Origin of the sequence: Pseudomonas solani (genome assembly GCF_026072635.1) — a bacterium.
Lineage (GTDB): Bacteria > Pseudomonadota > Gammaproteobacteria > Pseudomonadales > Pseudomonadaceae > Metapseudomonas > Metapseudomonas solani.
Map to the genome: position 1 here is coordinate 2,420,248 of NZ_AP023081.1, position 25,855 is coordinate 2,446,102.

The window sequence follows — 25,855 nt, forward strand, 5'->3', positions numbered from 1 at the left end:
ACCACGGAGGCGCCATGAGCATTCGTCACTGGCCTGCGGCGGAGCGGCCGCGGGAGAAGCTTCTAGAGCAGGGCGCGGCGGCCCTCACCGACGCCGAACTCCTCGCCATATTCCTGCGTATCGGGGTGGCCGGGCAGAGCGCGGTGGACCTCGCCCGCCATCTGCTCAACGACTTCGGCGGCCTGCGCCTGCTGCTGGAAGCGGACATCGACTCCTTCTGCAGCCGCCTCGGCCTCGGGCCGGCCAAATACGCCCAGTTGCAGGCGGTGCTGGAGATGTCGCGTCGGCACCTGGCCGAAGGGCTGCGCCGCAATTCGGTGTTGGAAAGTCCGCAGACGGTGCGCGATTACCTGAAGGCGCAGCTGCGCCATGAACCCCATGAGCTGTTCGGTTGCCTGTTCCTCGACTCGAAGCACCGGGTGCTGGCCTTCGAGGTGCTGTTCCATGGCTCCATCGACGGAGCCAGCGTCTATCCGCGCCAGGTGGTCAAGCGGGCCCTGGCGCACAACGCGGCCGCGCTGATCCTCACCCACAACCACCCTTCCGGGGTTGCCGAACCCAGCCAGGCGGATCGCCTGCTGACCCAGCGCCTGCAGGAGGCCCTGGCACTGGTCGAGGTGCGGGTGCTCGACCACTTCGTGGTGGGGGACGGCGAGCCGTTGTCGATGGCCGAGTACGGCTGGCTCTAGCGCGTGTCGTCGACCCGGCGCTGGATGGCGGCCAGCAAACGCCGGCGGATCAGCCCGCTGGCCGGGCGTATGGCCAGCCAGTAGGGTGTGAACAGCAGGCGGCTGCGGCGGTCCGGGCAATAGACCCGGGTTTCGGTGTGCAGGGTCGTGCGGCCATCCGCGCCAGGGTTGCAGTGAAAACTCAAAACCAGCTTGGCGACGCCGGGCTCGGCATAGGCGCCGAAGGCGCTGGCGTCGCTGACCGGCTGCAGGCCGAAGTCGCTGCGCCAGAAGCGTCCGATGAGCCCATAGGCCATGGCGCGATCGGCGTCCCGCTCCAGCAGGGTGAATTCGTGCAGGCCAAAGGTCGCGCGGCCCTTGAGGTTGTTGTTAAGCCCGAGCGCGCCAGCCAGGCGTGCCGGCGCTTCGCGGATATACAGCAGGGTGCGCACCAGCGGGTCGTCATGCACGGCGAGTTCGCCGACCGCATCCAGTGCCTGGCGTGGCGTTGCCCGCAGTGGCAGCTGGTGCCGCTCGACGAACTGGAACTGCGACAGGTAGCGCTGGCTCAGCTCCATCAGGGTTTCACGCTGACGTGGGAAAAGTCCTGGCGACCGAAGGGATTGGCCTGGTAGCCCTCGACGCCGGCTCGGGTCAGGGCGAAGGCGGTGGGATGGGCCAGCGGCAGCCACAGCGCCTGTTCCTGGATGATGCGCTGCGCCTTTATATAGAGGGCCGTGCGTTCGGCCTGGTCGGCGAGGCCCTTGCCGTCGCTGATCAGCTTGTCCAATTCGGCGTCGCAATAGCGTGCGAAGTTGAGCCCCGATTGCACCGAGGCGCAGGAAAACTGCGGGGTGAGGAAGTTGTCCGGGTCGCCGTTGTCGCCGGCCCAGCCCATGAACAGCAGATCATGCTCGCCGGCCTTGGCGCGGCGGATCAGCTCGCCCCATTCGATCACGCGGATTTCGGCCTGGATGCCCACCTTGCCCAGGTCCGCCTGCAGCAACTGGGCGCCGAGGCTGGGGTTGGGGTTCAGCAGGCTGCCGGAAGGGCGGGTCCAGATCGTGGTCTTGAAGCCATCCTTGAAGCCGGCCTCGGCCAGCAGCGCGCGGGCCTTCTCCGGGTCATGGGCGTAGCCGGGCAGGTCCTTGGCATAGCTCCAAGTGTTGGGCGGATAGGGGCCGTTGGCGGCGCTCGCGCTGCCTTCGAACACGGCCTTGAGATAGCTCTGCTTGTCGAAGGCCAGGTTGATGGCCTGGCGCACCTTGGCCTGGTCCAGCGGCGGGTGCTGGCTGTTGATGCCGATGAAGGCGGTCATGAAGGCCGGTGTCTGCACCACCTTGAGCGCGGCGTCCTTGCTTGCGGCCTGGACATCCAGCGGCTTGGGCGACAGGGCGATCTGGCATTCACCGCGGCGCAGCTTCTGCAGGCGCACATTGGCGTCCGGGGTGATGGCGAAGATCAGGCCGTCCACCGCCGGCTTGCCGGCGAAATAGTCCGGGTTGGCGCTATAGCGCACCACGGCGTCCTTCTGGAAGCGCTTGAAGGCGAAGGGGCCGGTGCCGATCGGCTGGGCGTTGAGCTTCTCCGGCGTGCCGGCCTTCATCAGTTGCTCGGCGTATTCGGCCGAATAGATGGAGGCGAAGCCCATGCTCAGGGTGGCGAGGAAGGTGGCGTCGGGCTTGTTCAGGGTGAAGCGCACCTGCAGTGGCGCGACCTTGTCGATGGACTTGATCAGTTGCGGCAGCTGCATCGACTGGGCGTGGGGGAAGCCGCTCTGGGCGACCTTGTGCCAGGGGTTGGCCGCATCGAGCATGCGCTGGAAGCTGAACAGCACGTCATCGACATCCAGCTCGCGGCCGGGCTTGAAGTACTCGGTGGTGTGGAAGCGTACACCGGGGCGCAGGGTGAAGGTGTAGGCCAGGCCGCCGGGGGAGACCTCCCAGCTCTGCGCCAGCCCGGGCACCAGCTCGCCACGCTGGGCATCGAACTCCACCAGGCGGTTCATCAGCACATCGGCGGATGCGTTGGTGGTGGTCAGCGAGTTGTACTGCACCACGTCGAAGCCTTCGGGGCTGGCCTCGGTGCAGACGCTCAGGCTGGCCGCCTGGGCGAACAGCGGGGCGAGCAGCAGGGGAAGGGCGGCGAATCGCATGGGCAGGCTCCATTTGCGGTGGCCCTGGCCGGTGGCGGCGGGCGGAGGCCCTACGCTAGACCATGGCCAGGAGCGGGGCAATGCGCTTCTGGCGACGAGCGGTTATTTTCTGCGCAGCCCGCGTCGCTGCGGTTGCAGGCCCTCGCGGTTGGGCACCGCTTTCGGCAAAAGTGGTGCAGTCCTTGCTGCACTAGGGGGTTTCTGATATAAAGCAGCGCTCTTTTCTAGGGGCCCGGTCTTTCGCAGTCTGTGTGTGGCCGGTAAGACCCTGACGAGACGGGCGCTAAAACGCCCACAAGTGAGAGTTCAAGCGGCCAACCCATGCCGGGTTGGGCATGAGGTTTAGAGGGCTGAGGCATGTCTAGAGTCTGTCAAGTAACCGGTAAGGGTCCGGTTACCGGGAACAACGTTTCCCACGCTAACAACAAAACCCGTCGTCGTTTCCTGCCGAACCTGCAGCACCACCGCTTCTGGGTCGAGTCCGAGAAGCGCTTCGTGCGTCTGCGCGTTTCCGCCAAGGGCATGCGCATCATCGACAAGCGTGGTATCGACGTAGTCCTGTCCGAGCTGCGTGCTCGCGGCGAGAAGGTATAAGGAGCTAATCATGCGTGAACTGATCCGTTTGGTGTCCAGCGCCGGTACCGGCCACTTCTACACCACCGACAAGAACAAGCGCACTACTCCCGACAAGATCGAAATCAAGAAATTCGATCCGGTCGTGCGTAAGCACGTGATCTACAAGGAAGCCAAGATCAAGTAATTGATCCGGCCCTTGTCGAAGAAGCCCGCCTACATGGCGGGCTTTTTCATGCCCGCGATTTGTCGTCCGGCCTTTCCCGCGCCCATAAAAAAGCCCGCTTTCGCGGGCTCAAGGGGATTACGAGCTTCTGGAGGTGAAGCGGTGGATCATTTGCTCTGTTCGAAGATCACGTAGACCTTGCGGCAGGCCTCGAGCACTTCCCAGGTGCCGGAGAAGCCGGCGGGAATGACGAAGCGATCGCCGGCGCGAACGGTCTTGGCGTTGCCGTCGGCGTCACGCAGGACGGAAACGCCCTGGAGGATCTCGCAGTATTCGTGTTCGGTGTAGCTGACGGTCCAGTGGCCGACTGCGCCTTCCCAGATGCCCACGTTGAACTGCCCGCAGGGGCTGCCGTAGTGGTTGCGCACGCTCTGCTCCGGGTCGCCCTTGAGGACTTTCTCGGGGGCTGGGCGGTAGCGCTCGGCGGCGGCTGGGCTGTTGGCGAAGTCGACGATGGATTCGATGTTCATGGCGGTTCCGTTGCAGCTGGCGGGTGGTCCGCGCCCGGCGGACCTGTTTTTTATTCTGCCCAGTTGTCGGCGGCTTCCCCTATGCCCGTGGGAGGGAGGGAAAACGCCCGGGCGATCCGATCCGCAGTCTATGTTTAATAAAACGAACATGACAAGGGCGTTTGCTGGAATTTTGTCAAAAATATTGAAAACCCAGGGCCCTCTGGTTTAGGGTTGCGATCAGGTTCGGCCGCATGCTGGCCTTGCAGAATTCTTGACAGTGCCGGAGCCAGGATCCGGCACTTTTCTACTAATAAGAGGAATGCCCCATGACCACCCTGACTCGTGCCGACTGGGAACAGCGCGCCAAGTCCCTGCAGATCGAAACCCGTGCCTTCGTCCATGGCGAGTACACCCACGCCGTTTCCGGCGCGACCTTCGACTGCATCAGCCCGGTGGATGGGCGCGTGCTGGGTCAGGTCGCCAGCTGTGACCTGGCCGATGCCGAGCTGGCGGTGAAGGATGCCCGCGCCGTCTTCGAGTCCGGTGTCTGGTCGCGCCTCGCGCCCACCGCGCGCAAGGAAGTGATGATCCGCTTCGCCGACCTGATCGACGCACATGGCGAAGAGCTGGCGCTACTGGAAACCCTGGACATGGGCAAGCCGATCAGCGACTCGCTGAACATCGACGTCTCCAGCGCTTCCCGCGCCATCCGCTGGAGCGGCGAGGCCATCGACAAGATCTACGACGAAGTCGCGGCCACCCCGCACAACGAACTGGGCCTGGTGACCCGCGAGCCGGTGGGCGTGGTCGCCGCCATCGTGCCCTGGAACTTCCCTCTGTTGATGACCTGCTGGAAGCTCGGCCCGGCGCTGTCCACCGGCAACTCGGTGGTGCTCAAGCCGTCCGAGAAGTCGCCGCTGACCGCTATCCGCATCGCCCAGCTGGCCATCGAGGCCGGCATCCCCGCCGGCGTGTTCAACGTGCTGCCGGGTTTCGGCCACACCGTGGGCAAGGCCCTGGCCCTGCACATGGACGTCGACACCCTGGTGTTCACCGGCTCCACCAAGATCGCCAAGCAACTGATGATCTATGCCGGCGAATCCAACATGAAGCGCGTCTGGCTGGAAGCCGGCGGCAAGAGCCCGAACATCGTCTTCGCCGACGCGCCTGATCTGCAGGCCGCCGCCGACGCCGCCGCGGGCGCCATCGCCTTCAACCAGGGCGAGGTCTGCACCGCTGGCTCGCGCCTGCTGGTGGAGCGTTCGATCAAGGACAAATTCGTGCCCATGGTGGTCGCGGCGATCAAGACCTGGAAGCCGGGCAACCCGCTTGACCCGGAAACCAACGTCGGTGCGCTGGTCGACACCACCCAGATGAACAACGTGCTGTCCTACATCCAGGCCGGCCATGACGACGGCGCCAAGCTGGTGGCCGGCGGCAAGCGCGTGATGGAAGAGACCGGCGGCACCTACGTCGAGCCGACCATCTTCGACGGCGTGGACAACGCCATGCGCATCGCCAAGGAAGAGATCTTCGGCCCGGTGCTTTCGGTCATCGCCTTCGACGACGTGACGGATGCCATCGCCATCGCCAACGACACCGTCTACGGCCTGGCCGCTGCGGTCTGGACCAGCAACCTGTCCAAGGCCCACCTGACCGCCAAGGCGCTGCGCGCCGGCAGCGTCTGGGTCAACCAGTACGACGGTGGCGACATGACCGCGCCCTTCGGCGGCTTCAAGCAGTCGGGCAACGGCCGCGACAAGTCGCTGCACGCGTTCGACAAGTACACCGAGCTGAAATCCACCTGGATCAAGCTCTGAAAAAGGGCGGCATGACCGCCTGACAAGGTCCGCCTTCCTTCGGGAGGCCGGCTCCCCTGGAGCCACACCTGCGGCCGGGTTTCCTTCACAGGAGCCCGGCCGCTTTTGCTTTTCTGCCTGCCAGAATCCCCCGGGATGCTGGCCCATGGAACGGAGGACACCGCCATGCGTTGGGGGACCTACTTCGCCGTCTGCGGCGCGGTGATCAGCATCGGGCTCGCGCTGGGCGTGACCATGCCCCTGGTCTCGTTGCGCCTGGAAAGCTGGGGCTATGACGCCTTCGCCATCGGTGTGATGGCCGGCACCCCGGCGGTGGGCGTGCTGCTCGGCGCTTCCCTGGCAGGGCGCCTCGCCGCGCGCTTCGGCACCACTCCCCTGATGCAGCTGTGCCTGCTGGTCAGCGCCGTCTCGGTGGCGATGCTGGCGCTGGTGCAGAGCTACCCCATCTGGCTGGCCCTGCGCCTGTTCATTGGCGTGGCGCTGACGGTGGTATTCATCCTCGGCGAGAGCTGGATCAACCAGTTGGCCGTGGAAAAGTGGCGCGGGCGCCTGGTGGCGTTGTACGGCACCGGCTACGCCCTGAGCCAGCTGTCCGGGCCGCTGCTGCTCAGCGTGCTGGGTACCGGCAACGACCTCGGCTTCTGGACCGGTACCGGCCTGCTGGTAGGCGGCTCGTTGTTGCTGCTGGGGCGCACCGGCGCGCCCAGCGTGGACGCCCACAGCGCCTCGGGGCGCGGCCTGCTGACCTTCTGTGCACGGTTGCCGACCATCGCCTGGGCGGTGGTGCTGTTCGCCGCCTTCGAGGCGATGATGCTGACCCTGCTGCCCATCTACGGCCTGCGCCAGGGCTTCAACCAGGAAGTGGCGTTGCTGATGGCCAGCGTGGTGGTGGTCGGCGATGCCGCCTTGCAGCTGCCCATCGGCCTGCTGGCGGACCACATGTCGCGACGTACGCTGTTCCGCGGCTGCGGGCTGGCCCTGCTGCTGTCCAGCCTGAGTATTCCCCTGTTCCTACACACGCCGCTGATCTGGCCGATCTGGGTGATATTCGGTGCCAGCGCGGGCGGGCTCTTCACCCTGGCGCTTATTCTTATCGGCGAGCGCTACCGGGATGACGAATTGGTGCGTGCCAACGCCCATGTCGCCCAGCTCTGGGGCATCGGCTGCCTGATCGGCCCGCTGGTCACCGGTGCCGCCAGCCAGTGGATCAGCGGCCATGCACTGCCGTTGATGATGGCCATCGGCGCAGCCGGCTTCGTCTGGCTGGCCTGGACCCGCGAGCTGTTCGACGACGAGGGTGGCGAGCCGGCCGTGACCGGAAACCCCTGAGTCAGAGCATCCGCTCCAGGCCCACGCGCTCGGCGAACCAGGCATTGAAATGCCGCCACAGGCTACCCGGCTCCTGCCGCAGTACCTGCTGGCGGCCGCCCTCCTCCGTCATCCACTCCATGCCGCCGTCCGGCCGCAGGCGCACCTGGTAGCTGCGCCCGGGGCTCATGCCCTCCAGGGCCAGGCGGCGCAGGTGTGCGCTCAGTTCCGGGCTGTCGATCAGCACACCGACCTCGGTGTTCCACAGCACCGAGCGCGGGTCGAAGTTGAAGGAGCCGATGAAGGCGTGGCGCTGGTCGAGGATCATCGCCTTGCTGTGCAGGCTGGAGTTGGAAGAGCCGCTGAAACTGTACTCGCCGCTGCCGGCGCCATCCCCGGCCTGGCGACGCAGCTCGAACAAGCGGACGCCATGCTCCAGCAGCCGCTGGCGATAGGGCGCGTAGCCGCCATGCACGGCGGGCACGTCGGTGGCCTCCAGGGCGTTGGTCAGCAGGCGGATGTCGACGCCGGCGTCGGCCTTGCCGACGAGGTAGTCCATGCCCTCCCGGGCGGGCACGAAGTAGGCCGAGATCAGCACCAGGTCCTGCTTCACCCCGGCCAGCACCGGCTGCAACTGGTTGGCCAGGAGCAAGTGCGGGTCGGGTGTGCCACTGGCCAGGACCTTGCTCGGCGCGTCCCACAGGGCGCTGGCCGGTGCCCAGATCAGTTCGCGCAGCCAGAGGTCGAGTCGCGGGTCGTCGCGGTAGGTATGCAGCCGGTCGTACAGGGTCTTCTGCTGTACTCGCGCTTCGGCCAGGTAGCCCCGCAGGCGCTGGCGCGCCTCGTCCAGCTCCTGGCGTTGCGGCTGGCGCCAGAGGAACTGCTGGATGGGCTTGCTCAGCGCGCTGTTCCAGTACTGGTCGAAGCTCTGCCCCAGCTGTTCCGCCACCGGGCCGATGGCCAGCAGGTCGATGTCGGTGAAGTGGAGGCTGGGCTCGGCGTCGAAGTATTCATCCCCCAGGTTGCGCCCGCCGACGATGGCCGCCGCGTTGTCGGCCAGCCACAGCTTGTTGTGCATGCGCCGGTGCTGCTGGCCCAGGTCCAGCGCCCTGCCGAGGGTCCGCGTGACGCCGGTGACGCGGCCGAGGTGCAGGGGGTTGAACAGCCGCACCTGGATATTCGGGTGTGCGGTCAGCAGCGCGATGCTGGCGTCGCGGCCGTCGCTGCTGGTGTCGTCGAGCAGCAGGCGCACACGCACGCCGCGGTCGGCGGCGCGTAGCAGTTCGTCGAACAGGGCACGGGTGGAGAGGCCGTCATGGACGATGTAGTACTGCAGGTCGAGGCTGCTGCGGGCCGAGCGGATCAGCTCGGCGCGGGCGCTGTACGCCTCGTTGCTGGCGGGCAGCAGGCGGAAGCCGGATTGCCCCGGGTGCGCGGCCGCCAGTGCCTGCAGGCGCTGGCCGAAGGGCGACGCTGCAGCGGCGATCGCCTGGCTCGGGGGGGCCGGGGGCGGGCTGGCGCAGCCGCCGAGTGCGGCCAGCAGGCAGATGAATAGCAGGGGAATGCGCACGTCGGCCTCCGACTCGCCGGGTCCTTGAGCTCAGACGCCAGCGCAGCCGGAAGATTCAGGCAGCCCGCGTGTGGCGCGGGGCGAGGGTCATTTCGCCAGGCTGTTGCCGACGTTTTCCTTGATCCGGTACCAGAGCATGCCGAGAGCCAGCAAGGGTGAGCGCAGCAGCTTGCCGCCGGGGAAGGTGATGTGCGGCACCTTGGCGAACACGTCGAAACCGTTGCTCTGCTCGCCGCTGATAGCTTCGGCCAGCAGCTTGCCCGCCAGGTGGGTGGCGTTGACCCCGTGGCCCGAGTAGGCCTGGGCGAAGTAGACGTTGGGCTGGTCCGGCAGGCGGCCGATCTGCGGCAGGCGGTTGGCACCGATACCGATCATCCCGCCCCACTGGTAGTCGATGCGCACATCGGCCAGCTGGGGGAAGACGTCCAGCATCTTCGGCCGCATATAGGCGGCGATGTCCGCGGGGTCGCGGCCGGAATAGTGGCAGGCGCCGCCGAACAGCAGGCGGTTGTCGGCGGAAAGACGGTAGTAGTCCAGGGCCACGCGCTGGTCGCACACCGCCATGTTCTGCGGCAGCAACTGCCGGGTGAGTGCCTCGGGCAGTTGCTCGGTGGCGATGACGTAGCTGCCCGCCGGCAGCACCTTGCCGCCGAGTGTGGGGTTGAGGTCGTTGAGGTAGGCGTTGCAGCCGAGCACCAGGGTCTTCGCGCGGACCTGGCCCTGGGCGGTGTGCACCTTCACTTCCGGGCCGTAATCGATGCGCAGTACCGCCGAGTGCTCGAAGATGCGCACGCCCAGCGAGCTGGCGGCGGCGGCTTCGCCCAGGGCCAGGTTGAGCGGGTGCAGGTGGCCGGAACCCATGTCGATCAGGCCGCCGGCGTAGCGATCGGAGCCCACCACGCTGCGCATCTCGCCCGGTTGCAGCAGGCGCATTTCATGGCGGTAGCCGAGGCTCTTCAGGTCTTCCAGGTCTTCGGCGAAGCCGGCGAGGTCACGGGCGGTGTTGGCCAGGTCGCAATAGCCCCAGGTCAGGTCGCAGTCGATGGCGAACTCTTCCACCCGCTGGCGCACCAGCTCCACCGCCTCCAGGCCCATCAGCTTGAGGGCGCGGACGCCGTCCTTGCCCACCACCGATTCGAAGTGCTCGACATCGTGGCCGACGCCGCGGATCAGCTGGCCGCCGTTGCGCCCGCTGGCACCCCAGCCCACCTTGTGCGCCTCCAGCAGCACCACCGAGAAGCCACGCTTGGCCAGTTCGATGGCCGTGTTCAGCCCGGAGAAGCCACCGCCGACGACGCAGACGTCGGCCACCTCCTCGCCCGCCAGCGGCGGATGTTCGATACGACGGTTGGCGGTCGCGGCGTAGTAGGAGGGGGCGTGCTGGTCGCTGTGGACCGGATGGCGAACGCGGGCGTTCATGTGCGGAATCCTGATTATTATGTTTGGAAAATTTGACGGAGGATAAGCACGAAGCACGCCAACCGCCAAGGGGCGTCCAGGAAAAATCCCTGTGCCTCGCAGGCAACTATCGGCAGGGGCGTCGGCGCCCCCGGCTTCACTCGGGAATGGGCAGGTTGAGGGATTCCTTGACCTCTTCCATCACGATGTAGGACTTCGACTCGCGCACGTGCGGCAGCTTCAACAGGATGTCGCCGAGCAGCTTGCGGTAGGAGGCCATTTCGTTGATCCGCGCCTTAACCAGGTAGTCGAAATCGCCGGAAACCAGGTGGCATTCGAGTACATGGGGCAGCTTCAGCACGGCGCGGCGGAAGTCCTCGAAGGTATCGCCGGACTTGTAGTCCAGGCTGATCTCGACGAACACCAGCAGACTCGCCTTGAGGTGCTGCGGGTTCAGCCGGGCGTTGTAGCCCATGATGATCCCCTCGCGCTCCAGGCGACGTACGCGTTCGGTGCAGGGAGTGGTGGAGAGGCCGACCCGTTCGCCCAGCTCGGTGAAGGAGATACGTCCGTCCTCCTGGAGAATTCGTAAAATATTCCGGTCTATCTTGTCTAACTCACGACGCGATTGATGCTGGGTACGCATGGTGGATGCCCCTCCGCAAAAGCCGTATTGGCCAAGAATTATCGCCAAATATAGCTGGCTATATAGTGAATATCACTGGGGCGCTCTTCATATACTGCGCGGCATCTACGCTCAAAATAACAAACGCAGCGGTTACCCCCGTTTGCGCTGGAGGCAGACATGCGAGTGATGGTGCTGGGCAGCGGTGTGATCGGTACGGCGAGTGCCTACTATCTGGCCCGGGAAGGCTTCGAAGTCGTGGTGGTCGATCGGCAGAGCGCCGTCGCCATGGAAACCTCCTTCGCCAACGCCGGCCAGGTCTCCCCCGGCTATGCCTCGCCCTGGGCCGCTCCCGGCGTGCCGCTGAAGGCCATCAAGTGGCTGCTGCAGAAGCACGCGCCCTTGGCCATCAAGGCCACTGGCGACATCGGCCAGTACCTGTGGATGGCGCAGATGCTGCGCAACTGCACCGCTTCGCGCTATGCCGTGAACAAGGAGCGCATGGTGCGCCTGTCCGAGTACAGCCGCGACTGCCTCGACGAACTCCGTGCCGAAACCGGCATCGCCTATGAAGGCCGCCAGCTCGGCACCACCCAACTGTTCCGCACCCAGGCCCAGCTCGACGCCGCCGCCAAGGACATCGCCGTGCTGAAAAGCTCCGGCGTGCCCTATGAAGTGCTCGACCGTGCCGGCATCGCCCGTGCCGAGCCGGCCCTGGCCAAGGTCACCGAAAAGCTGGCCGGCGCCCTGCGCCTGCCCAACGACCAGACCGGCGACTGCCAGATGTTCACCACCCGCCTCGCCGAGATGGCCCGTGGCCTGGGCGTGGAATTCCGCTTCGGCCAGGACATCCAGCGCCTGGACTTCGCCGGTGATCGCATCAACGGCGTGTGGATCGACGGCAAGCTGGAGACCGCCGACCGCTACGTGCTGGCCCTCGGCAGCTACAGCCCGCAGCTGCTCAAACCGCTGGGCATCAAGGCGCCGGTGTACCCGCTCAAGGGTTACTCGTTGACCGTGCCCATCACCAACCCGGACATGGCGCCCGCCTCGACCATCCTCGACGAGACCTACAAGGTCGCCATCACCCGCTTCGACGACCGCATCCGCGTGGGCGGCATGGCCGAGATCGCCGGTTTCGACCTGTCGCTTAACCCGCGTCGCCGCGAAACCCTGGAAATGATCACCGCCGACCTCTACCCCCAGGGCGGCGACCTGACTCGCGCCGAGTTCTGGACCGGCCTGCGCCCGGCGACCCCGGACGGCACGCCGATCGTGGGCGCGACCCCGTTCCGCAACCTGTTCCTGAATACCGGACACGGTACCCTTGGCTGGACCATGGCCTGCGGTTCCGGCCGCCTGCTCGCCGACCTGATGGCGCGCAAGCGTCCGCAGATCAGCGCCGAAGGCCTGGATATCTTCCGTTATGGCAACACCAAGGAGAGCCAGAAACATGTCACTACAGCGCCTGCGCACTGAAGCCCGCTACAGCGAGATCGTCATCCACAACGGCACTGTCTACCTGGCGGGCCAGCTGGATGAAGGGCTGAACCCGGGCATCGAGCGCCAGACCCGCGAAACCCTGGATGCCGTCGACCGCATGCTCGCCGAAGCCGGCACCGACAAGAGCCGCATCCTCTCGGTGACCATCTACCTGAATGACATCGACGCGGACTACGCCGGCATGAACGCCGTGTGGGACGCCTGGGTCGCCAAGGGCGCCGCCCCGGCCCGTGCCTGCGTTGAGGCGAAGATGTACTCGCCCGAGGTGCTGGTGGAAATGACCGTGGTTGCCGCCTTGCCCTGAACCCTTGCTCTGCCCGGCGTCCGCGCCGGGTTTTTCATATAACCAGAAGAAGCCTTTGCCATGCGTCCCGCCCGTGCCCTGATCGACCTCGAAGCGCTGCGCCACAACTACCGTCTCGCCCGCGAAACCACCGGTGCCAAGGCACTGGCCGTGGTCAAGGCGGATGCCTACGGGCATGGCGCGGTGCGGTGCGCCCAGGCGTTGCAGGCGGAAGCCGACGGTTTCGCCGTGGCCTGCATAGAGGAAGCACTGGAGCTGCGCGATGCCGGCATCGTCGGCCCCATCCTGCTGCTGGAGGGTTTCTTCGAAGCCGATGAGCTGTCGCTGATCGAGCGCTACGACCTCTGGTGCGTGGTGCATTCCACCTGGCAACTCGAGGCCATCGAGCGCGCCAGCCTAAGCCGCCCCCTGACGGTGTGGCTGAAGATGGACTCGGGCATGCACCGCGTGGGCCTGCACCCGGCGGAATACCGCGACGGTTACCAGCGCCTGATGGCCAGCGGCAAGGTCGGCAAGATCGTGCTCATGAGCCACTTCGCCCGTGCCGACGAACTGGACAGCGACAGCGCCGCCGAACAGGTGGCGGTCTTCGAGCAGGCCCGCGCCGGCCTTGCCGCCGAGATCAGCCTGCGCAACTCGCCCGCCGTGCTCGGCTGGCCGCAGGTGCCGAGTGACTGGGTGCGCCCCGGCATCATGCTCTACGGCGCAACGCCCTTCGAGCAGGCCCATGAGCTGGCCTCGCGCCTGAAGCCGGTGATGACCCTGGAGTCCAAGGTCATCAGCGTGCGCGAACTGCCCGCCGGCCAGCCGGTCGGCTACGGCGCGCGCTTCATCACCGAGCGCCCGACCCGCGTCGGCGTGGTCGCCATGGGTTATGCCGACGGCTATCCCCGGCATGCACCCACCGGCACCCCGGTGGCCATCGACGGGCAGCTGTCGCGGCTGATCGGCCGGGTGTCCATGGACATGCTCACCGTCGACCTCACCGACCTGCCCCAGGCCGGGCTCGGCAGCCGGGTCGAGTTCTGGGGTGGTCAGGTCCTGGCCAGCGATGTCGCCATCCAGGCCGGAACCATTCCCTACCAGATCTTCTGCAACCTGCGCCGGGTGCCGTTGATCTACCGCTGAAGCGGCTCTGAAAGAGCCATCTACGCAGCTGATGATGGTTCAAATAATTGATTTTCCTCGGGGTTTTCCGGGGTGGTGAAAGTTTGCGCAGGATTTACGGCCGAAGTGTTGTAAATACTGAACGCTGGCCGCATCATACGGCCACCGTGACCACCCCCCTCAACAAGAATCCCAAGGAGGATCCCACCATTGGACGTCGGTGTTCGACTGCAATCCATCCGCAAGCTCAAAGGCCTCTCCCAGCGTGAACTCGCCAAACGTGCAGGCGTAACAAACAGCACGATTTCCATGATCGAAAAGAACAGCGTCAGCCCCTCCATCAGTTCGCTGAAGAAGGTGCTCGGGGGCATCCCCATGTCGCTGGTGGAATTCTTTTCCCTCGATCTGGAACAGGACAACCAGACCCAGGTGGTCTACCGGGCTTCCGAACTTACCGATATCTGCAGTGGTGCGATCACCATGAAGCTGGTGGGCAAGGCCCATCCGAGCCGCGCGATCGCCTTCCTCGACGAAACCTACCCGCCGGGCACCAACACCGGTGACGAGATGTACGCCCATGAGGGCGAAGAGGCCGGGATGCTGGTGGAGGGCCGTCTCGAGCTCACCGTCGGCAACGAGCTGTTCATCCTCGAACCGGGCGACAGCTACTACTTCGAAAGCAGCAAGCCGCACCGTTTCAGCAATCCCTTCGACGTTCCGGCCCGCCTGATCAGCGCGACCACGCCGGCCAACTTCTAGTCCGTTCCAGCCTCCGGCGCGTGGCTTCGTGAGCCACTGCGCGGTCTTCACCCGAGCCGGTCATCGGACCGGCGCCGGCATGCTAGGTTTGCGCACGCATCGCCGCAAAGGCGGCGTGCTCATCCACTCAAGGCCGTGCCCAGCGCAACGGCGCATGACAAGGAAGGTCCCGTGGCTGCCTCGAACAAATGGTTGATGTCCTCGCTCGCCTATTACCTGGACTTCTTCACCGCTCCGCTATTCATCCTCATCGCCCTGTTCGTCGGCCCGATCCTGCCCTGGCAACTGCTGGCCGGCCTGCTGCTCTGGTCGCTCATCGAGTACGGGGTGCATCGCTTCCTGTTCCACTCGCTGTATCGCCGTGAACACTGGACCCACCATCTCGACGTGCTGGCGTTCATCGGCATCTCCAGCTGGAAGACCAGTGCGGTCTATGCGCTGCTGCTGCCGTTGTGTGCCTACCTGGGTCTGGCTTCGCTGTTCGCCGGGCTGGTTGCCGGCTACTTTCTCTATATCTCGCTGCACTACGTGATGCACCGCCCCGGGCATTGGTTCTACCGTTTCATCCCTGGGCTGGTGTTCAACCATGACCTGCACCACCAGAAGGGCGTGGAGAAGAACTTCGGGGTTTCCTCGCCGCTCTGGGACCACGTCTTCGGCACCTATGTGCGTGCGGTCGAGAGGGCGAAGGTATCGGGCTGATCAGCCTCTGGTCGCAAGGCGCTCATGCTTTAGTCGTGCGACAAGTAGGGTTGTTTCAGCATGGCGGGCTAACCGTTATACTGGCGCCCGCCCGCGAAACCGTGGCCGCGGGCGTCACTAGCCAGGATGAGGGTGTAAGGGTGAACCTGATAAATAAGATGCTGGCAGCGCATGTTGCCGTATTGGCCCTTTGGGCTGTTAGCGCCCAGGCCGCGACCGATGACGCCATCGCCGAGCGTATCAAGCCGGTAGGCGAAGTCTGTGTCCAGGGCCAGGAGTGCAAGGGTGTGGAAGCTGTAGCAGCCTCCGCAGGCGGCGGCGCCAAGACGCCGGACGACATCATCGCCAAGCACTGTGGCGCCTGCCACACCGCCGGCGTTCTCGGCGCTCCGAAGATCGGCGACACCGCCGCCTGGAAAGAGCGTGCCGACCACCAGGGCGGCCTCGACGGCATCCTGGCCAAGGCCATCACCGGTATCAACGCAATGCCGCCTAAAGGCACCTGCGCCGACTGCACCGATGATGAGCTGAAAGGCGCCATCAAGAAGATGTCCGGCCTGTAACAGGGACCCGGCATCAACGAAAAAGCCGCCCTCGGGCGGCTTTTTCGTGTCTGGCTGCTGCGGCTTATTGTCGCAGCGCCGGGCACTCAATCGATGAAGGTCACGGTGCCGTTGGCCAGGGATTGGACCCGCGCCAGGGACTCGACCCGGTAGCCTTCGCTTTCCAGCAGGGTGCGGCCTTCCTGGAACGACTTCTCGATGACGATGCCCATGCCGGCGATGCTCGCGCCTGCCTGGCCGATCAGGTCGATCAGGGCCTTGGCGGCGTGGCCGTTGGCGAGGAAGTCATCGATCACCAGCACGTGGTCGGATGCCGTCAGGTGCTTGGCGGAGATGGCGATGGTGCTCTCGGTCTGCTTGGTGAAGGAGAACACCTTGGAGATCAGCAGGTCGTTCTTCAGCGTCAGCGACTGGAACTTGCGGGCGAAGATCACCGGGATGCCCAGCTCAAGGCCGGCCATCACCGCCGGGGCGATGCCCGAGGCTTCGATGGTGACGATCTTGGTGATGCCCTGGCCACGGAAGCGTTCGGCGAATTCATGGCCGATGTGCTTCATGAGCTGCGGGTCGATCTGGTGATTGAGGAAGGCGTCTACCTTCAGCACCTGGTCGGAAAGCACGATGCCTTCGGAGAGGATCTTTTCTTTGAGAATGTTCACGGGAGGGGCTTCCTGCGAAGCTGCTGTCGCTGATGAAGCGCGGCATTCTACCTTGGCGCGGGGGCTTCGCGCGATGCCCTTCTGACAGGTCGCGCCACGGCCCCCGGTTGCCCATTGGCCGGCGGCCTCAGGGCTTCTTGAGCATGGCGCGGATGTCCGCCAGCGCCGTGTTGCCGCGCACCGCCTTGACCTCCACCGGGGTGTCCTCCAAGCCTTCCCATTGCAGGTCTTCCTGGGGCAGTTCGTCGAGGAAGCGGCTCGGCGAGCAGTCGATGATCTCGCCGTACTGCTTGCGCTTGGCAGCGAAGGTCATGGCCAGGTTCTGCCGGGCACGGGTGATGCCGACATAGGCCAGCCGGCGCTCCTCCTCGATGGTGTCGGCCTCGATGCTGGAGCGGTGCGGCAGGATGTCTTCCTCAACGCCCATGATGAACACGTAGGGGAATTCCAGGCCCTTGGACGCGTGCAGGGTCATCATCTGCACGCCATCGGCGCCCTCTTCCTCTTCCTGCTGGCGCTCGAGCATGTCGCGCAGCACCAGCTTGGCGATGGCTTCCTCGATGGTCATCTCGCCTTCTTCGTCGCGCTCCAGGGTGTTCTTCAGGGCGTCGATGAGGAACCAGACGTTGCCCATGCGGAACTCGGCGACCTTGTCGCTGGAGGCGTTCTGGCGGATCCAGTTCTCGTAGTCGATGTCCATCACCATGCTGCGCAGGGCGGCGATGGGGTCGGTCTGCGCGCAGTCCTGGCGGACCTTGTCCATGAAGCGCTTGAAGCGCTGCAGGCGCTCGGTGTAGCGGCTGTCCAGGTGCTCGCCGAGGCCGATCTCGTCGGCGGCGGCGTACATCGAAATCTTGCGCTCGGTGGCGTAGTTGCCGAGCTTTTCCAGGGTGGTGGAGCCGATCTCGCGGCGCGGCACGTTGATCACCCGGAGGAAGGCGTTGTCGTCGTCCGGGTTCACCAGCAGGCGGAAGTAGGACATCAGGTCCTTCACTTCCTGGCGGCCGAAGAAGCTGGTGCCGCCCGACAACCGATAGGGGACCTGGTGGTGCTGCAGCTTCAGCTCCATCAGCTTGGCCTGGTGGTTGCCGCGGTAGAGGATGGCGAACTGGCTGTAGGGCCGCTCGGTCTTCAGGTGCAGCGTGAGGATCTCCATGGCAATGCGCTCGGCCTCGGCGTCCTCGTTGCGGCAGCGGATCACCCGGATCGGGTCACCGACGCCCATCTCGCTCCACAGTTGCTTCTCGAACACGTGGGGGTTGTTGGCGATCAGCACGTTGGCGCACTTGAGGATGCGGCTGGTGGAGCGGTAGTTCTGCTCCAGCATCACCACCTTCAGCGAGGGGAAGTCCTCCTTCAGCTGCATCAGGTTCTCCGGCCGCGCACCCCGCCAGGCGTAGATCGACTGGTCGTCGTCGCCCACCACTGTGAACTGCGCGCGGTGCTGCACCAGCATCTTCACCAGCAGGTACTGGCTGGCGTTGGTGTCCTGGTATTCATCCACCAGCATGTAGCGCACGCGCTGCTGCCATTTTTCGAGGATGTCCGGGTTTTCCTGGAACAGCTTCACCGGCAGCAGGATCAGGTCGTCGAAGTCGACCGCGTTGTAGGCCTTGAGGGTGCGCTGGTAGTGCAGGTAGACCACCGCTGCCGTCTGCTCCTTGGGGTTGCGCGCGTTGGCCAGCGCCTCCTCGGGCAGGATCAGGTCGTTCTTCCAGGAGCCGATGTAGTTTTTCACCTCATCGGCGCCATCGTCCCCGGCGTACTCCTTCTGCATGATGTCCGTCAGCAGCGCCTTGATGTCCGTCTCGTCGAAGATCGAGAAGCCCGGCTTGTAGCCCAGCCGCGCATGTTCCTTGCGGATGATGTTCAAGCCCAGGTTGTGGAAGGTGGACACCGTCAGCCCACGACCTTCGGCGCCGTGCAGCAGGGTGCCGACGCGGGCCTTCATCTCGCGGGCGGCCTTGTTGGTGAAGGTCACGGCGACGATGTATTGCGCGCGGACGCCGCACTGCTGGACGAGGTAGGCGATCTTGCGGGTGATCACGCTGGTCTTGCCGGAGCCGGCACCGGCGAGCACCAGGAGCGGGCCGCCGACATAGTTCACGGCTTCCTGCTGCCGGGGATTGAGTCGGGACATGCGGGTCGATTTTTCGCGGGGGAATGGCCGCGCATTCTAACAGGCCGGCCCCGATCTGCCGATGCGCGCCGAACAGTGTGACGTAGCGCCCTTTGGTGAAGCTTGGCGCTTGGCTATTTCGAACCATCAAGTACGATTGTTCCGACACACACTGTTGATGGCTGTTCACATTTGGCGCAAAGTTCGCCAAGTCGCCTCAAGAGCACACCTAAAAGAACGACGTCGATCACGACGCGAATTGGGCCAATTGCCCACTGTTTTTGTGACCCCGGGGAGGTCATTTGTCCGCGCTTGCCGAGCCCATGCGCATGCTCCTGCTGGCGGAATCGCCTGGCTGGGCGGAATCCTTACGCGAGCTGCTCAGCTCGCTGGGCAGCCTTTCACCCCTGATCACCGCCCCCTCCTGGGAGGCCGCCAGCAGCCTGTTCGACGACAGCGAGGGCGGCTTGCTGCTCTGCACCCCGCAATTGCTGCCGGCCCCCGGCCGTTGCCACCTGCCCACCATCCTGCTGCTGGAACAGGAGCCCGATGAAGCGCCGGCCGGCGTCTGTGATTGGCTGGTGCGTGACCAACTGGGCCCCGACGTGCTGCGCCGCAGCCTGCGCTACATGCGCGAGCGCAGCGCCTTGCAGAACACCCTGCAAAGCCTCGCCGAGCAGGACCCGCTCACCGGCATCGCCAACCGCCAGGGCTTCCAGACCCTGCTGGCGGGGCGCCTGGCCGAATTCGCCGGGCGCGGCCTGGCCCTCGGCCACCTGGACCTGGACAATTTCCGCCACGCCAACGACGCCCTCGGCTACCAGGCCGGCGACCGCCTGATCCTCCAGGTGGTGGCGCGGCTCAAGGGCGAACTGGCTGCCGGCGACCAGTTGGCCCGCCTGGGCAGCGACGAGTTCGCCCTGCTGTTGGATACCCGCCGCGACCCGTCCCGTGCCGAGAAGGTCGCCGAACGCATCGCCGAAGCCCTCGGCGAGCCTTACTGGGTCGACGGCGAGAGCCTGCTCATCGGCTGCAGCCTGGGCATTGCCCATGCCCGCTCCGACGAAGGTGCCGACCCGCTGATGTGGCATGCACACATCGCCATGCAGCAGGCCAAGGCCGTGCAGGGCTGCACCTTCCATGTGTTCGACGAGCGTATCAACCGCAGTGCGCGCAGCCTGGCCGACCTGGAAAGCGAGTTGCGCCGTGCTCTGCGCCGCGACGAGCTGGAGCTGCACTACCAGCCGCGCCTGTGCCTGGAGACCGGCCGCATCGTCGGCCTCGAGGCTCTGGTGCGCTGGCGCCATGCCGAGCGTGGCCTGCTGTCGCCCAATGAATTCGTGCCCCTGGCCGAGGAAAGCGGGCTTATCGTTCCCCTCGGCTACTGGGTCATCTCCCGAGCCCTGCGCGACATGCAGTGGCTGCGCGGGCGCGGCCTGCCGGCCCTGCACATGGCGGTGAACCTGTCGTTCCGCCAGTTCCAGGACAGCCAGCTGCTGCCGACCCTGAACCGCCTCATCAGCGAGCGCGGGGTCGACGCCCAGTGGCTGGAGTTCGAGCTGACCGAGACGGCGGTGATGCGCCGCAGCGAACAGGTGCAGCAGACCATGCAGGCCCTGGGCAAGGTCGGCGTGCGCTTCTCCCTGGACGATTTCGGCACCGGCTTCTCGTCCTTCGTCCACCTCAACAGCCTGCCCATCACCCTGCTGAAGATCGACAAGAGCTTCGTCGGCGGCATGCAGGATCGCCCCGAGAACCGCCAGTTGGTACGCGCGATGATCAACCTCGCGCACAACCTCAACCTGGAGGTGGTGGCCGAAGGGGTGGAAACCGCCGAGCAACTGGCCCTGCTGCGCCAGTTCGGCTGTGACCAGGTGCAGGGCTACTGGATCAGCAAGCCGCTGCCCCTGGCCGACCTGGCGCGCTTCCTGGTATTCGGCGTGCGCCAACCGCTGTTCAGCAGCCAGCCCAACCTCTAGCGCACCCCGCTCAGCCCGCCTTGCAGGCGTCGCCGAGCGGTGCCTGCGAGCGCAGCATGCGCAAGGTCTTCCACTCGAACCCCAGGGTCAGCCCGACCGCGGCGCAGGCCAGGCCCGACGCCAGGCCCCACCACACGCCCTGGGCACCCATTCCCAGGGGGAAGGCCAGCAGCCAGGCCGCGGGCGCGCCCACCAGCCAATAGCAGCCGAGGCCGACGAGGAAGGTGGTCTTGGCGTCCTTGAGGCCGCGGATGGCGCCCATGGCGATGGTCTGGATGCCGTCGAACAGCTCGAACAGTGCGGCGATGGCCAGCAGGCTCACCGCCAGGGCGACCACCTCCTGGTACTCGTCGGCAGTGCGGTCGAGGAACAGGCCCACCACCCATTCCGGCGCCAACCAGAACAGCGCGGCGAAGCTGAGCATGCAGCCGGCGCCCACGGCGATGCCCAGGCGCCCGGCGCGGCGTGCGTCTTCCAGGCGACCGGCGCCAAAGTGCTGGCCGATGCGGAAGGTCACCGCGTAGGAGATGCCCACCGGCACCATGAAGGCCACGTACACCGACATGATTGCGATCTGGTGCGCCGCCAGCGACAGGCTGCCCAGGGCGCCCATGCACAGCGCGGCGAAGGCGAAGAGGCCGGACTCCACCGCATAGGTGCCGCCGATGGGCAGGCCCAGGCGCAGCAGCTCGCGCAGGTCGTCCAGGCGCGGCTGGAACAGGCCCTGGCGCAGGGAATAGGCGGCGTAGGCCGGGTGGCGGGTGAGGTGCCAGGCCAGCAGCAGCGCCATGACGTTCATCACCAGGGCGGTGACCAGGCCGATGCCGGCCAGGCCCAGCGACGGCAGGCCGAACCAGCCATGGATCAGCATGTAGTTGAGGGCGAAGTTGGCCAGCGCGCCGCCTATGCTGATGGCCATCACCGGGCCGGGGCGGCCGATGGCGCTGGTGAAGCCGCGCAGGGCCATGAAGCTCATGTAGCCGGGCAAGGCGAATACCAGGGTGGAGAGGAAGCGCATGCCGCCCTCGATGTTGTGGGCCTCCTGGCCGAACAGCGTCAGCAATGGGCCTAGGTTCCACAACAGCAGCCCTGCGCCCAGGGCCAGGCCCCAGCCCAGCCACAGGCCGGCCTGGGTCAGGCGCGCGGCGCCGGCGATGTCCCCGGCGCCGTGGCGGATGGCGACCAGGTTGCCCACGGCGGCGATCACCCCGACGCAGAAGATAGACACGAATGAATAGCTCGCCGCGCCCAGGCCGCCGGCCGCCAGCTCCGCCGGGCCGAGCAGGCCCATCATCACCGTGTCGGTGAACACCATCAGCACGTTGGCCAGCTGCGCCGCGATCAGCGGGCCGGCGAGGCGGAGGATGGCCAGGAGTTCGGAGCGGATCTGCTGTGGCATGAGTCTGGATCACTTGTCATGGCGGGCCCGAAAACGCATCGGGCCAGAGACGGTGGATTCTCCAGCGCTTGAATCCGCGCCACAAAGGGAAAAAAATGATGCCTTCCATGACTCTGACTCATGAATGGGCTCAACCATGACGCGTCGCCTGCCACCGCTTTACGCCCTGCGTGCCTTCGAAGCCGCGGCGCGCCATGCCTCCTTCACCCGTGCCGCCGAGGAGCTGGCCATCACCCAGAGCGCGGTGAGCCGGCATATCCGCACCCTGGAGGAGCATTTCGCCTGCCGCCTGTTCGAGCGCAAGGGGCGCAGCCTCCAGCTCACTGAGCCGGCGCGGATGATCCTGCCCGGCCTGCGCGAGGGCTTCGACTCCCTGGAGCGTGCCTGCGCCACGCTGCGGGTGGACGACAGCATCCTCTGCCTCAAGGCGCCCTCGACCTTGACCATGCGCTGGTTGCTGGCACGGCTGTCGCGCTTCCGCCTGCAGAACCCGGACGTGGAGGTGCAGCTGACCAGCGCCTGGATGGATGTGGACAAGGTCGACTTCAACCACGAGCCCTTCGACTGCGCGGTGCTGCTGAGCAGCGGCGGCTTCAGCGATGAATGGGAGAGCGTCGAGCTGTTCGCCGAATGGCTGATCCCGGTCAGCGCGCCGTCGGCCGCCGCCGAGGGGCCTTGGGACCTGGCGCGACTGCGCGGCGCCGAGCTGCTGCACCCCACGCCGGATCGCCGCGACTGGCGGCGCTGGTTGCACGCCATGGGCCTGGAGCAGGACGTGCCGCTCAAGGGCGGCCAGGTGTTCGACACCCTGGAGCTGGGCATAGTCGCGGCGACGCGGGGCTACGGCATCTCCATCGGCGACCTGGTGATGGTCGCCGAGGATGTGGAGGAAGGGCGCATCGGCCTGCCTTGGCCCAGCGCCGTGCCCAGCGGCCAGAGCTACTACCTGGTGTGGCCGAAGGCACGCAGCGGCCAGGATCGCCTGCGTCGCCTGCGGGATTACCTGCTGGCCGAGGTGGCGGCGATGCGTTTGCCGCCGGTGAGCTTCAAGCGCTAGAGCGGCGTGGCCTGCGCTTACACAATTTTCCGGTGCTTTCGGCAGATGCGTCCTATACCTCAGTAGGACGGTCAAGTATTCTCGCCGCCCGCCGAAGGAGCCCCAGAAGCTCCTCGTCAGCCCTGCCTGCAAAAAACTGGAGAAACCCCATGAACCCGCCCAGGTCTCGTATCGCCTGGCAGCTCGCCGCCGCCCTCGCCCTGATCCTCGTGTTGCTGATCAGTGGCAGCACGCTCTTCGCCCTGCGCTCCCTGGACCAGGCCAACCTGGCCACCCGCGAAGAGCACCTGGCCAGCGAGGCCCGCCTGCTCGCCGACCAGCTCAGCACCTTCCACGGCAGCCTGCGCGAAAGCACCCAGCGCCTCGCCAGTCTGTTCGAGCAGCGCTTCGCCAGCGGCCTCGCGCTGCACGCCGACGAGCGCGTGCCGGTCGCCGCACTGAGCCCGCCGGCCCTGTACCTCAACGGCCAGGTGCTGAACAACGATTTCACCCTGGTGGACGAGTTCCGCCACCTCACCGCCGGCGTGGCCACGGTGTTCGTCCGCGATGGCGCCGACTTCGTCCGCGTCACCACTTCGCTGAACAAGCAGGACGGCACCCGCGCCATCGGCACCGTGCTCGACCACGCCCACCCTGCCTACCAGCGCCTGCTGTCCGGGCAGAACTACGTGGGGCGCGCCCTGCTCTTCGACCGCTACTACATGACCCAGTACACGCCGGTGCGCGACAGCGGCGGCCAGGTCATCGCGGTGCTCTTCGTCGGCTTCGACTACACCGATGCGCAGAATGCCCAGTTCGCCAACCTGCAGCGCTTCCGCATCGGCAAGACCGGCTCCCTGGCGCTGATGGACGAAACCGGCAAGTGGCTGGTGACCCCGGCCGGCGTGCGCCGCCCGGAAGCCATCGGCGACACCCTCGCCGCGCTGGCCCGCGAGCCCGGCCATGGCCGTTTCTGGAGCGACGGCGAAGAGGACTTCTTCAGCGTTGCCGTGTCCTTCGCCGATGGCCCCTGGCAGGTGGTGGCGAGCATGCCCAAGGCGGAGATCCACGAGGTGACTTGGAGCGTCGGCGGCCAGCTGGCCTTCGGCAGCCTGCTGGCCATGGTGCTGGCGGTAACCTCGGTGATCTGGCTGCTGCGCAAGCGCCTGCGTCCGCTGGGCGAACTGGTGGAGCAGGCCCGGGCGCTGGGCGCCGGCGACCTCAGCGTGCGCCTGGATGTATCCAGCAACGACGAGATCGGCGAGCTGGCGCGCAGCTTCAACCAGATGGGCGAGGCGCTGTCGACCATGGTGGCGCACATCCGCAGCTCGGCGCAGCAGGTCGGCAGTCGCTCCCAGGTGCTGTCGGGTCTATCCAGCGGCGCCTATGAAGGCATGGAGCAGCAGTCCGGTGAGATCAGCAGCATGGCCGGCGCGGTGGAGGAGTTCAGCGCCACCTCGCTGAACATCGCCGACAACATGCGTGCCACCGAGCGCATGGCCAGCGACAACGCCCAGCAGACCCGCATCGGCCAGAGCTCCATGGGCGAGGCCTCTGCGGCGCTGGAGCAGATATCCACAGCCCTCAACGGCACCGCCGAAGTGATCAACACCCTGGGCCAGCGCTCCCAGGAAATCGGCGGCATCGTCGGGGTCATCACCGCCATCGCCGACCAGACCAACCTCTTGGCACTCAACGCTGCCATCGAGGCGGCGCGTGCCGGCGAGCAGGGCCGGGGCTTCGCTGTGGTGGCCGATGAGGTGCGCAACCTGGCGGCCCGTACCCGCGAGGCGACCACCGAGATCTCCAGCATGATCGGCAGCATCCAGGATGAGACCGCCAGTGCCATCAGCACCATGGAGCACGGCAAGGCGTTGATGCAGGACGGCCTGGAGCGCAACGCCAAGGTCGCCGCCGCCCTGGCGCAGATCGCCCAGCAGAGCACCGCTGCTGGTGAGCAATTCGCCGCCATCACCACCGCCACCCAGGAGCAGAGCAGCACCGCGACCCTGCTCAGCAGCAACCTGCAGAGCATCGCCCTGGCCAACAGCGAGCAGCGCGAAGTGGTCGCCAACCTGGCGCAGACCGCCCAGGAGCTGGACCGCCTGGCCGAGGAACTGCGCCAGGAAGTGGGGCGCTTCCGCTGAGTCCGGCCGTTCCGCCGCAATGAAAAAGGCGCCCCGATGGGCGCCTTTTCTTTGGGTCGCGTTCTGCCCGAGTGCTCTCTCGGTGGCTAAATTCTCTCTTGCTTGAACTGGCGCCGCCAAACCGCCAGCAACAATGTATCGATGGTCAGTTCGCTGAGCATCCATGGCTTCATCGACCATCCAAACACCTGACAGATCCTGCACCACCGCCAAGTACATCCAGCCTTCATAGGTACTTTGCTGGGCTCGCTAGCAGTGAACTGATGCCTCAAGCGATTGGGTAGTGCTGAAGGCGTACTTCAGCCAGACTCTTTGCAGAGTGCGCGGCGGCCTTTTTCAGGATGTCTCGCTCTTCGTACACCCGCTTGCATTCTTCGCGCAGACGGCGCAGCTCGGCTTGCTTATCACCCGCAAGCCGGGGCTTGCTGTAGCGCTGGATCCAGGCGTCCAGGCTATTCGCGGGCACGCTTGGTCACTTGCTGGACTGCTTCGGTTTTGAGTTCTTAAGAGTAACGCGGGTTGTTCGTCGCACCCCTGATGGGCCTTGGCATGAGGCTCGAAGGTGACTACGAAGCCAGGGGTGACTCAAAGCAAAACGGGCAGGATCCGGTTCAAGGGAGGCGTATACCCTGCCATTGCAGGTCGCGCGCTAAAAATTCCCACCTGTATGAAGTCTCTATAACTCATGTAGGTAGAGTGCCACAGGTGAAGCTCTCGCCTTGTAATATTGGAAAAGTTAAATAAATATCCAGTGAGGAAGCTAGCTGACACTTTATTAAATCA

The 25,855-nt window shown here is 65.8% G+C and carries 23 protein-coding genes and 2 pseudogenes; 15 read left to right on the top strand and 10 right to left on the bottom strand.

Going from position 1 to position 25,855, the window contains the following annotated elements; all coding sequences use genetic code 11:
* The first annotated feature begins 14 nt into the window (after window positions 1-14).
* Window positions 15-689 (top strand): RadC family protein, encoded by a 675-nt coding sequence (radC, locus tag PSm6_RS10870; protein WP_021218927.1) that lies wholly within the window; start codon window positions 15-17, stop codon window positions 687-689.
* Here radC and PSm6_RS10875 read toward each other — a convergent pair.
* Complete coding sequence (locus PSm6_RS10875) at window positions 686-1,246, bottom strand: hypothetical protein (RefSeq protein WP_265170209.1); 561 nt, start codon at window positions 1,244-1,246, stop codon at window positions 686-688. The genes radC and PSm6_RS10875 overlap by 4 nt on opposite strands.
* Entirely contained in the window at window positions 1,246-2,823 is a 1,578-nt protein-coding gene (locus PSm6_RS10880) for an ABC transporter substrate-binding protein (RefSeq protein WP_265170210.1), read from the bottom strand. The genes PSm6_RS10875 and PSm6_RS10880 overlap by 1 nt, the downstream gene beginning before the upstream one ends.
* Window positions 2,824-3,180: 357 nt before the next feature.
* On the opposite strand from PSm6_RS10880, the gene rpmB reads away from it, so the two are divergent.
* Window positions 3,181-3,417 (top strand): 50S ribosomal protein L28, encoded by a 237-nt coding sequence (gene rpmB / locus PSm6_RS10885; RefSeq protein WP_021702024.1) that lies wholly within the window; start codon window positions 3,181-3,183, stop codon window positions 3,415-3,417.
* Between the two features lie 10 nt (window positions 3,418-3,427).
* Window positions 3,428-3,583: a 50S ribosomal protein L33 gene (rpmG, locus tag PSm6_RS10890; protein ID WP_003457707.1), complete on the top strand. Its 156-nt coding sequence runs from the start codon at window positions 3,428-3,430 to the stop codon at window positions 3,581-3,583.
* Window positions 3,584-3,729: 146 nt separating this feature from the next.
* Here rpmG and PSm6_RS10895 read toward each other — a convergent pair whose 3' ends face one another.
* Window positions 3,730-4,092 (bottom strand): cupin domain-containing protein, encoded by a 363-nt coding sequence (locus PSm6_RS10895; protein ID WP_021218934.1) that lies wholly within the window; start codon window positions 4,090-4,092, stop codon window positions 3,730-3,732.
* 308 nt (window positions 4,093-4,400) lie between these two features.
* Here PSm6_RS10895 and PSm6_RS10900 point away from each other — a divergent pair, with 308 nt between their 5' ends.
* Together PSm6_RS10900 and PSm6_RS10905 are read left to right on the top strand one after the other, a co-directional pair.
* On the top strand, window positions 4,401-5,894 hold the full coding sequence (locus PSm6_RS10900) for an aldehyde dehydrogenase (RefSeq protein ID WP_021218935.1): 1,494 nt from the start codon (window positions 4,401-4,403) through the stop codon (window positions 5,892-5,894).
* 165 nt (window positions 5,895-6,059) lie between these two features.
* Window positions 6,060-7,223, top strand: coding sequence for an MFS transporter (locus tag PSm6_RS10905; protein ID WP_037021609.1), 1,164 nt, complete (start codon window positions 6,060-6,062; stop codon window positions 7,221-7,223).
* A 1-nt stretch (window position 7,224) separates the two neighbouring features.
* On the opposite strand, the gene PSm6_RS10910 is transcribed toward PSm6_RS10905, so the two are convergent.
* The 3 genes from PSm6_RS10910 to PSm6_RS10920 form a co-directional block, all read right to left on the bottom strand.
* Window positions 7,225-8,772: a phospholipase D family protein gene (locus PSm6_RS10910; protein WP_021218937.1), complete on the bottom strand. Its 1,548-nt coding sequence runs from the start codon at window positions 8,770-8,772 to the stop codon at window positions 7,225-7,227.
* Between the two features lie 87 nt (window positions 8,773-8,859).
* The gene (locus tag PSm6_RS10915) at window positions 8,860-10,191 is read right to left on the bottom strand and encodes an NAD(P)/FAD-dependent oxidoreductase (RefSeq protein ID WP_021218938.1); all 1,332 of its coding nucleotides are present in this window, start codon (window positions 10,189-10,191) and stop codon (window positions 8,860-8,862) included.
* 136 nt (window positions 10,192-10,327) lie between these two features.
* Window positions 10,328-10,816 carry an Lrp/AsnC ligand binding domain-containing protein gene (locus tag PSm6_RS10920; protein WP_031287530.1) on the bottom strand — a complete coding sequence of 163 codons (489 nt, stop codon included), beginning with the start codon at window positions 10,814-10,816 and terminating at the stop codon, window positions 10,328-10,330.
* Window positions 10,817-10,975: 159 nt separating this feature from the next.
* Here PSm6_RS10920 and dadA point away from each other — a divergent pair, with 159 nt between their 5' ends.
* The 6 genes from dadA (at window position 10,976) to PSm6_RS10950 (ending at window position 15,733) form a co-directional block, all read left to right on the top strand.
* On the top strand, window positions 10,976-12,274 hold the full coding sequence (dadA, locus tag PSm6_RS10925; RefSeq protein WP_021218940.1) for a D-amino acid dehydrogenase: 1,299 nt from the start codon (window positions 10,976-10,978) through the stop codon (window positions 12,272-12,274).
* Complete coding sequence (locus PSm6_RS10930; RefSeq protein WP_021218941.1) at window positions 12,249-12,602, top strand: RidA family protein; 354 nt, start codon at window positions 12,249-12,251, stop codon at window positions 12,600-12,602. The genes dadA and PSm6_RS10930 overlap by 26 nt, the downstream gene beginning before the upstream one ends.
* A 60-nt stretch (window positions 12,603-12,662) precedes the next feature.
* Complete coding sequence (alr, locus tag PSm6_RS10935; protein WP_184488263.1) at window positions 12,663-13,730, top strand: alanine racemase; 1,068 nt, start codon at window positions 12,663-12,665, stop codon at window positions 13,728-13,730.
* A 189-nt stretch (window positions 13,731-13,919) separates the two neighbouring features.
* Complete coding sequence (locus PSm6_RS10940; protein WP_021218943.1) at window positions 13,920-14,468, top strand: cupin domain-containing protein; 549 nt, start codon at window positions 13,920-13,922, stop codon at window positions 14,466-14,468.
* 171 nt (window positions 14,469-14,639) lie between these two features.
* Window positions 14,640-15,170: a sterol desaturase family protein gene (locus PSm6_RS10945; RefSeq protein ID WP_031287531.1), complete on the top strand. Its 531-nt coding sequence runs from the start codon at window positions 14,640-14,642 to the stop codon at window positions 15,168-15,170.
* Window positions 15,171-15,310: 140 nt separating this feature from the next.
* The gene (locus PSm6_RS10950) at window positions 15,311-15,733 is read left to right on the top strand and encodes a c-type cytochrome (RefSeq protein ID WP_031287532.1); all 423 of its coding nucleotides are present in this window, start codon (window positions 15,311-15,313) and stop codon (window positions 15,731-15,733) included.
* Window positions 15,734-15,819: 86 nt separating this feature from the next.
* Here PSm6_RS10950 and PSm6_RS10955 read toward each other — a convergent pair whose 3' ends face one another.
* A complete protein-coding gene (locus tag PSm6_RS10955; RefSeq protein ID WP_021218946.1) occupies window positions 15,820-16,392 on the bottom strand; it encodes a xanthine phosphoribosyltransferase in 573 nt (190 codons plus the stop codon).
* A gap of 127 nt (window positions 16,393-16,519) precedes the next feature.
* The gene (gene rep, locus PSm6_RS10960; RefSeq protein ID WP_265170211.1) at window positions 16,520-18,532 is read right to left on the bottom strand and encodes a DNA helicase Rep; all 2,013 of its coding nucleotides are present in this window, start codon (window positions 18,530-18,532) and stop codon (window positions 16,520-16,522) included.
* Between the two features lie 281 nt (window positions 18,533-18,813).
* Between rep and PSm6_RS10965 the strand changes: the two genes are divergently transcribed.
* On the top strand, window positions 18,814-20,490 hold the full coding sequence (locus tag PSm6_RS10965; RefSeq protein ID WP_031287534.1) for a putative bifunctional diguanylate cyclase/phosphodiesterase: 1,677 nt from the start codon (window positions 18,814-18,816) through the stop codon (window positions 20,488-20,490).
* 10 nt (window positions 20,491-20,500) lie between these two features.
* On the opposite strand, the gene PSm6_RS10970 is transcribed toward PSm6_RS10965, so the two are convergent.
* On the bottom strand, window positions 20,501-21,889 hold the full coding sequence (locus tag PSm6_RS10970; RefSeq protein ID WP_265170213.1) for a NorM family multidrug efflux MATE transporter: 1,389 nt from the start codon (window positions 21,887-21,889) through the stop codon (window positions 20,501-20,503).
* 136 nt (window positions 21,890-22,025) lie between these two features.
* Here PSm6_RS10970 and PSm6_RS10975 point away from each other — a divergent pair, with 136 nt between their 5' ends.
* The 3 genes and pseudogenes from PSm6_RS10975 (at window position 22,026) to PSm6_RS30475 (ending at window position 25,072) form a co-directional block, all read left to right on the top strand.
* Window positions 22,026-22,946: a LysR substrate-binding domain-containing protein gene (locus PSm6_RS10975; protein ID WP_043241005.1), complete on the top strand. Its 921-nt coding sequence runs from the start codon at window positions 22,026-22,028 to the stop codon at window positions 22,944-22,946.
* 149 nt (window positions 22,947-23,095) lie between these two features.
* Window positions 23,096-24,217, top strand: a pseudogene (locus tag PSm6_RS30470) (Cache 3/Cache 2 fusion domain-containing protein); the annotation flags it as partial.
* A gap of 132 nt (window positions 24,218-24,349) precedes the next feature.
* Window positions 24,350-25,072 (top strand): methyl-accepting chemotaxis protein, encoded by a 723-nt coding sequence (locus PSm6_RS30475; RefSeq protein ID WP_371877126.1) that lies wholly within the window; start codon window positions 24,350-24,352, stop codon window positions 25,070-25,072.
* A gap of 95 nt (window positions 25,073-25,167) precedes the next feature.
* On the opposite strand, the pseudogene PSm6_RS30480 reads toward PSm6_RS30475, so the two are convergent.
* Window positions 25,168-25,306: pseudogene (locus PSm6_RS30480) on the bottom strand (IS3 family transposase); the annotation flags it as partial.
* Between the last annotated feature and the right edge of the window lie 549 nt (window positions 25,307-25,855).

What these genes read in the sequence shown, in the direction of transcription:
- radC (WP_021218927.1), top strand. Translation starts at nt 15, where the DNA reads ATGAGCATTCGTCACTGGCCTGCGGCGGAGCGGCCGCGGGAGAAGCTT.
- PSm6_RS10875 (WP_265170209.1), bottom strand. Translation starts at nt 1,246, where the DNA reads ATGGAGCTGAGCCAGCGCTACCTGTCGCAGTTCCAGTTCGTCGAGCGG.
- PSm6_RS10880 (WP_265170210.1), bottom strand. Translation starts at nt 2,823, where the DNA reads ATGCGATTCGCCGCCCTTCCCCTGCTGCTCGCCCCGCTGTTCGCCCAG.
- rpmB (WP_021702024.1), top strand. Translation starts at nt 3,181, where the DNA reads ATGTCTAGAGTCTGTCAAGTAACCGGTAAGGGTCCGGTTACCGGGAAC.
- rpmG (WP_003457707.1), top strand. Translation starts at nt 3,428, where the DNA reads ATGCGTGAACTGATCCGTTTGGTGTCCAGCGCCGGTACCGGCCACTTC.
- PSm6_RS10895 (WP_021218934.1), bottom strand. Translation starts at nt 4,092, where the DNA reads ATGAACATCGAATCCATCGTCGACTTCGCCAACAGCCCAGCCGCCGCC.
- PSm6_RS10900 (WP_021218935.1), top strand. Translation starts at nt 4,401, where the DNA reads ATGACCACCCTGACTCGTGCCGACTGGGAACAGCGCGCCAAGTCCCTG.
- PSm6_RS10905 (WP_037021609.1), top strand. Translation starts at nt 6,060, where the DNA reads ATGCGTTGGGGGACCTACTTCGCCGTCTGCGGCGCGGTGATCAGCATC.
- PSm6_RS10915 (WP_021218938.1), bottom strand. Translation starts at nt 10,191, where the DNA reads ATGAACGCCCGCGTTCGCCATCCGGTCCACAGCGACCAGCACGCCCCC.
- PSm6_RS10920 (WP_031287530.1), bottom strand. Translation starts at nt 10,816, where the DNA reads ATGCGTACCCAGCATCAATCGCGTCGTGAGTTAGACAAGATAGACCGG.
- dadA (WP_021218940.1), top strand. Translation starts at nt 10,976, where the DNA reads ATGCGAGTGATGGTGCTGGGCAGCGGTGTGATCGGTACGGCGAGTGCC.
- PSm6_RS10930 (WP_021218941.1), top strand. Translation starts at nt 12,249, where the DNA reads ATGTCACTACAGCGCCTGCGCACTGAAGCCCGCTACAGCGAGATCGTC.
- alr (WP_184488263.1), top strand. Translation starts at nt 12,663, where the DNA reads ATGCGTCCCGCCCGTGCCCTGATCGACCTCGAAGCGCTGCGCCACAAC.
- rep (WP_265170211.1), bottom strand. Translation starts at nt 18,532, where the DNA reads ATGTCCCGACTCAATCCCCGGCAGCAGGAAGCCGTGAACTATGTCGGC.
- PSm6_RS10970 (WP_265170213.1), bottom strand. Translation starts at nt 21,889, where the DNA reads ATGCCACAGCAGATCCGCTCCGAACTCCTGGCCATCCTCCGCCTCGCC.
- PSm6_RS10975 (WP_043241005.1), top strand. Translation starts at nt 22,026, where the DNA reads ATGACGCGTCGCCTGCCACCGCTTTACGCCCTGCGTGCCTTCGAAGCC.
- PSm6_RS30475 (WP_371877126.1), top strand. Translation starts at nt 24,350, where the DNA reads ATGGCCGGCGCGGTGGAGGAGTTCAGCGCCACCTCGCTGAACATCGCC.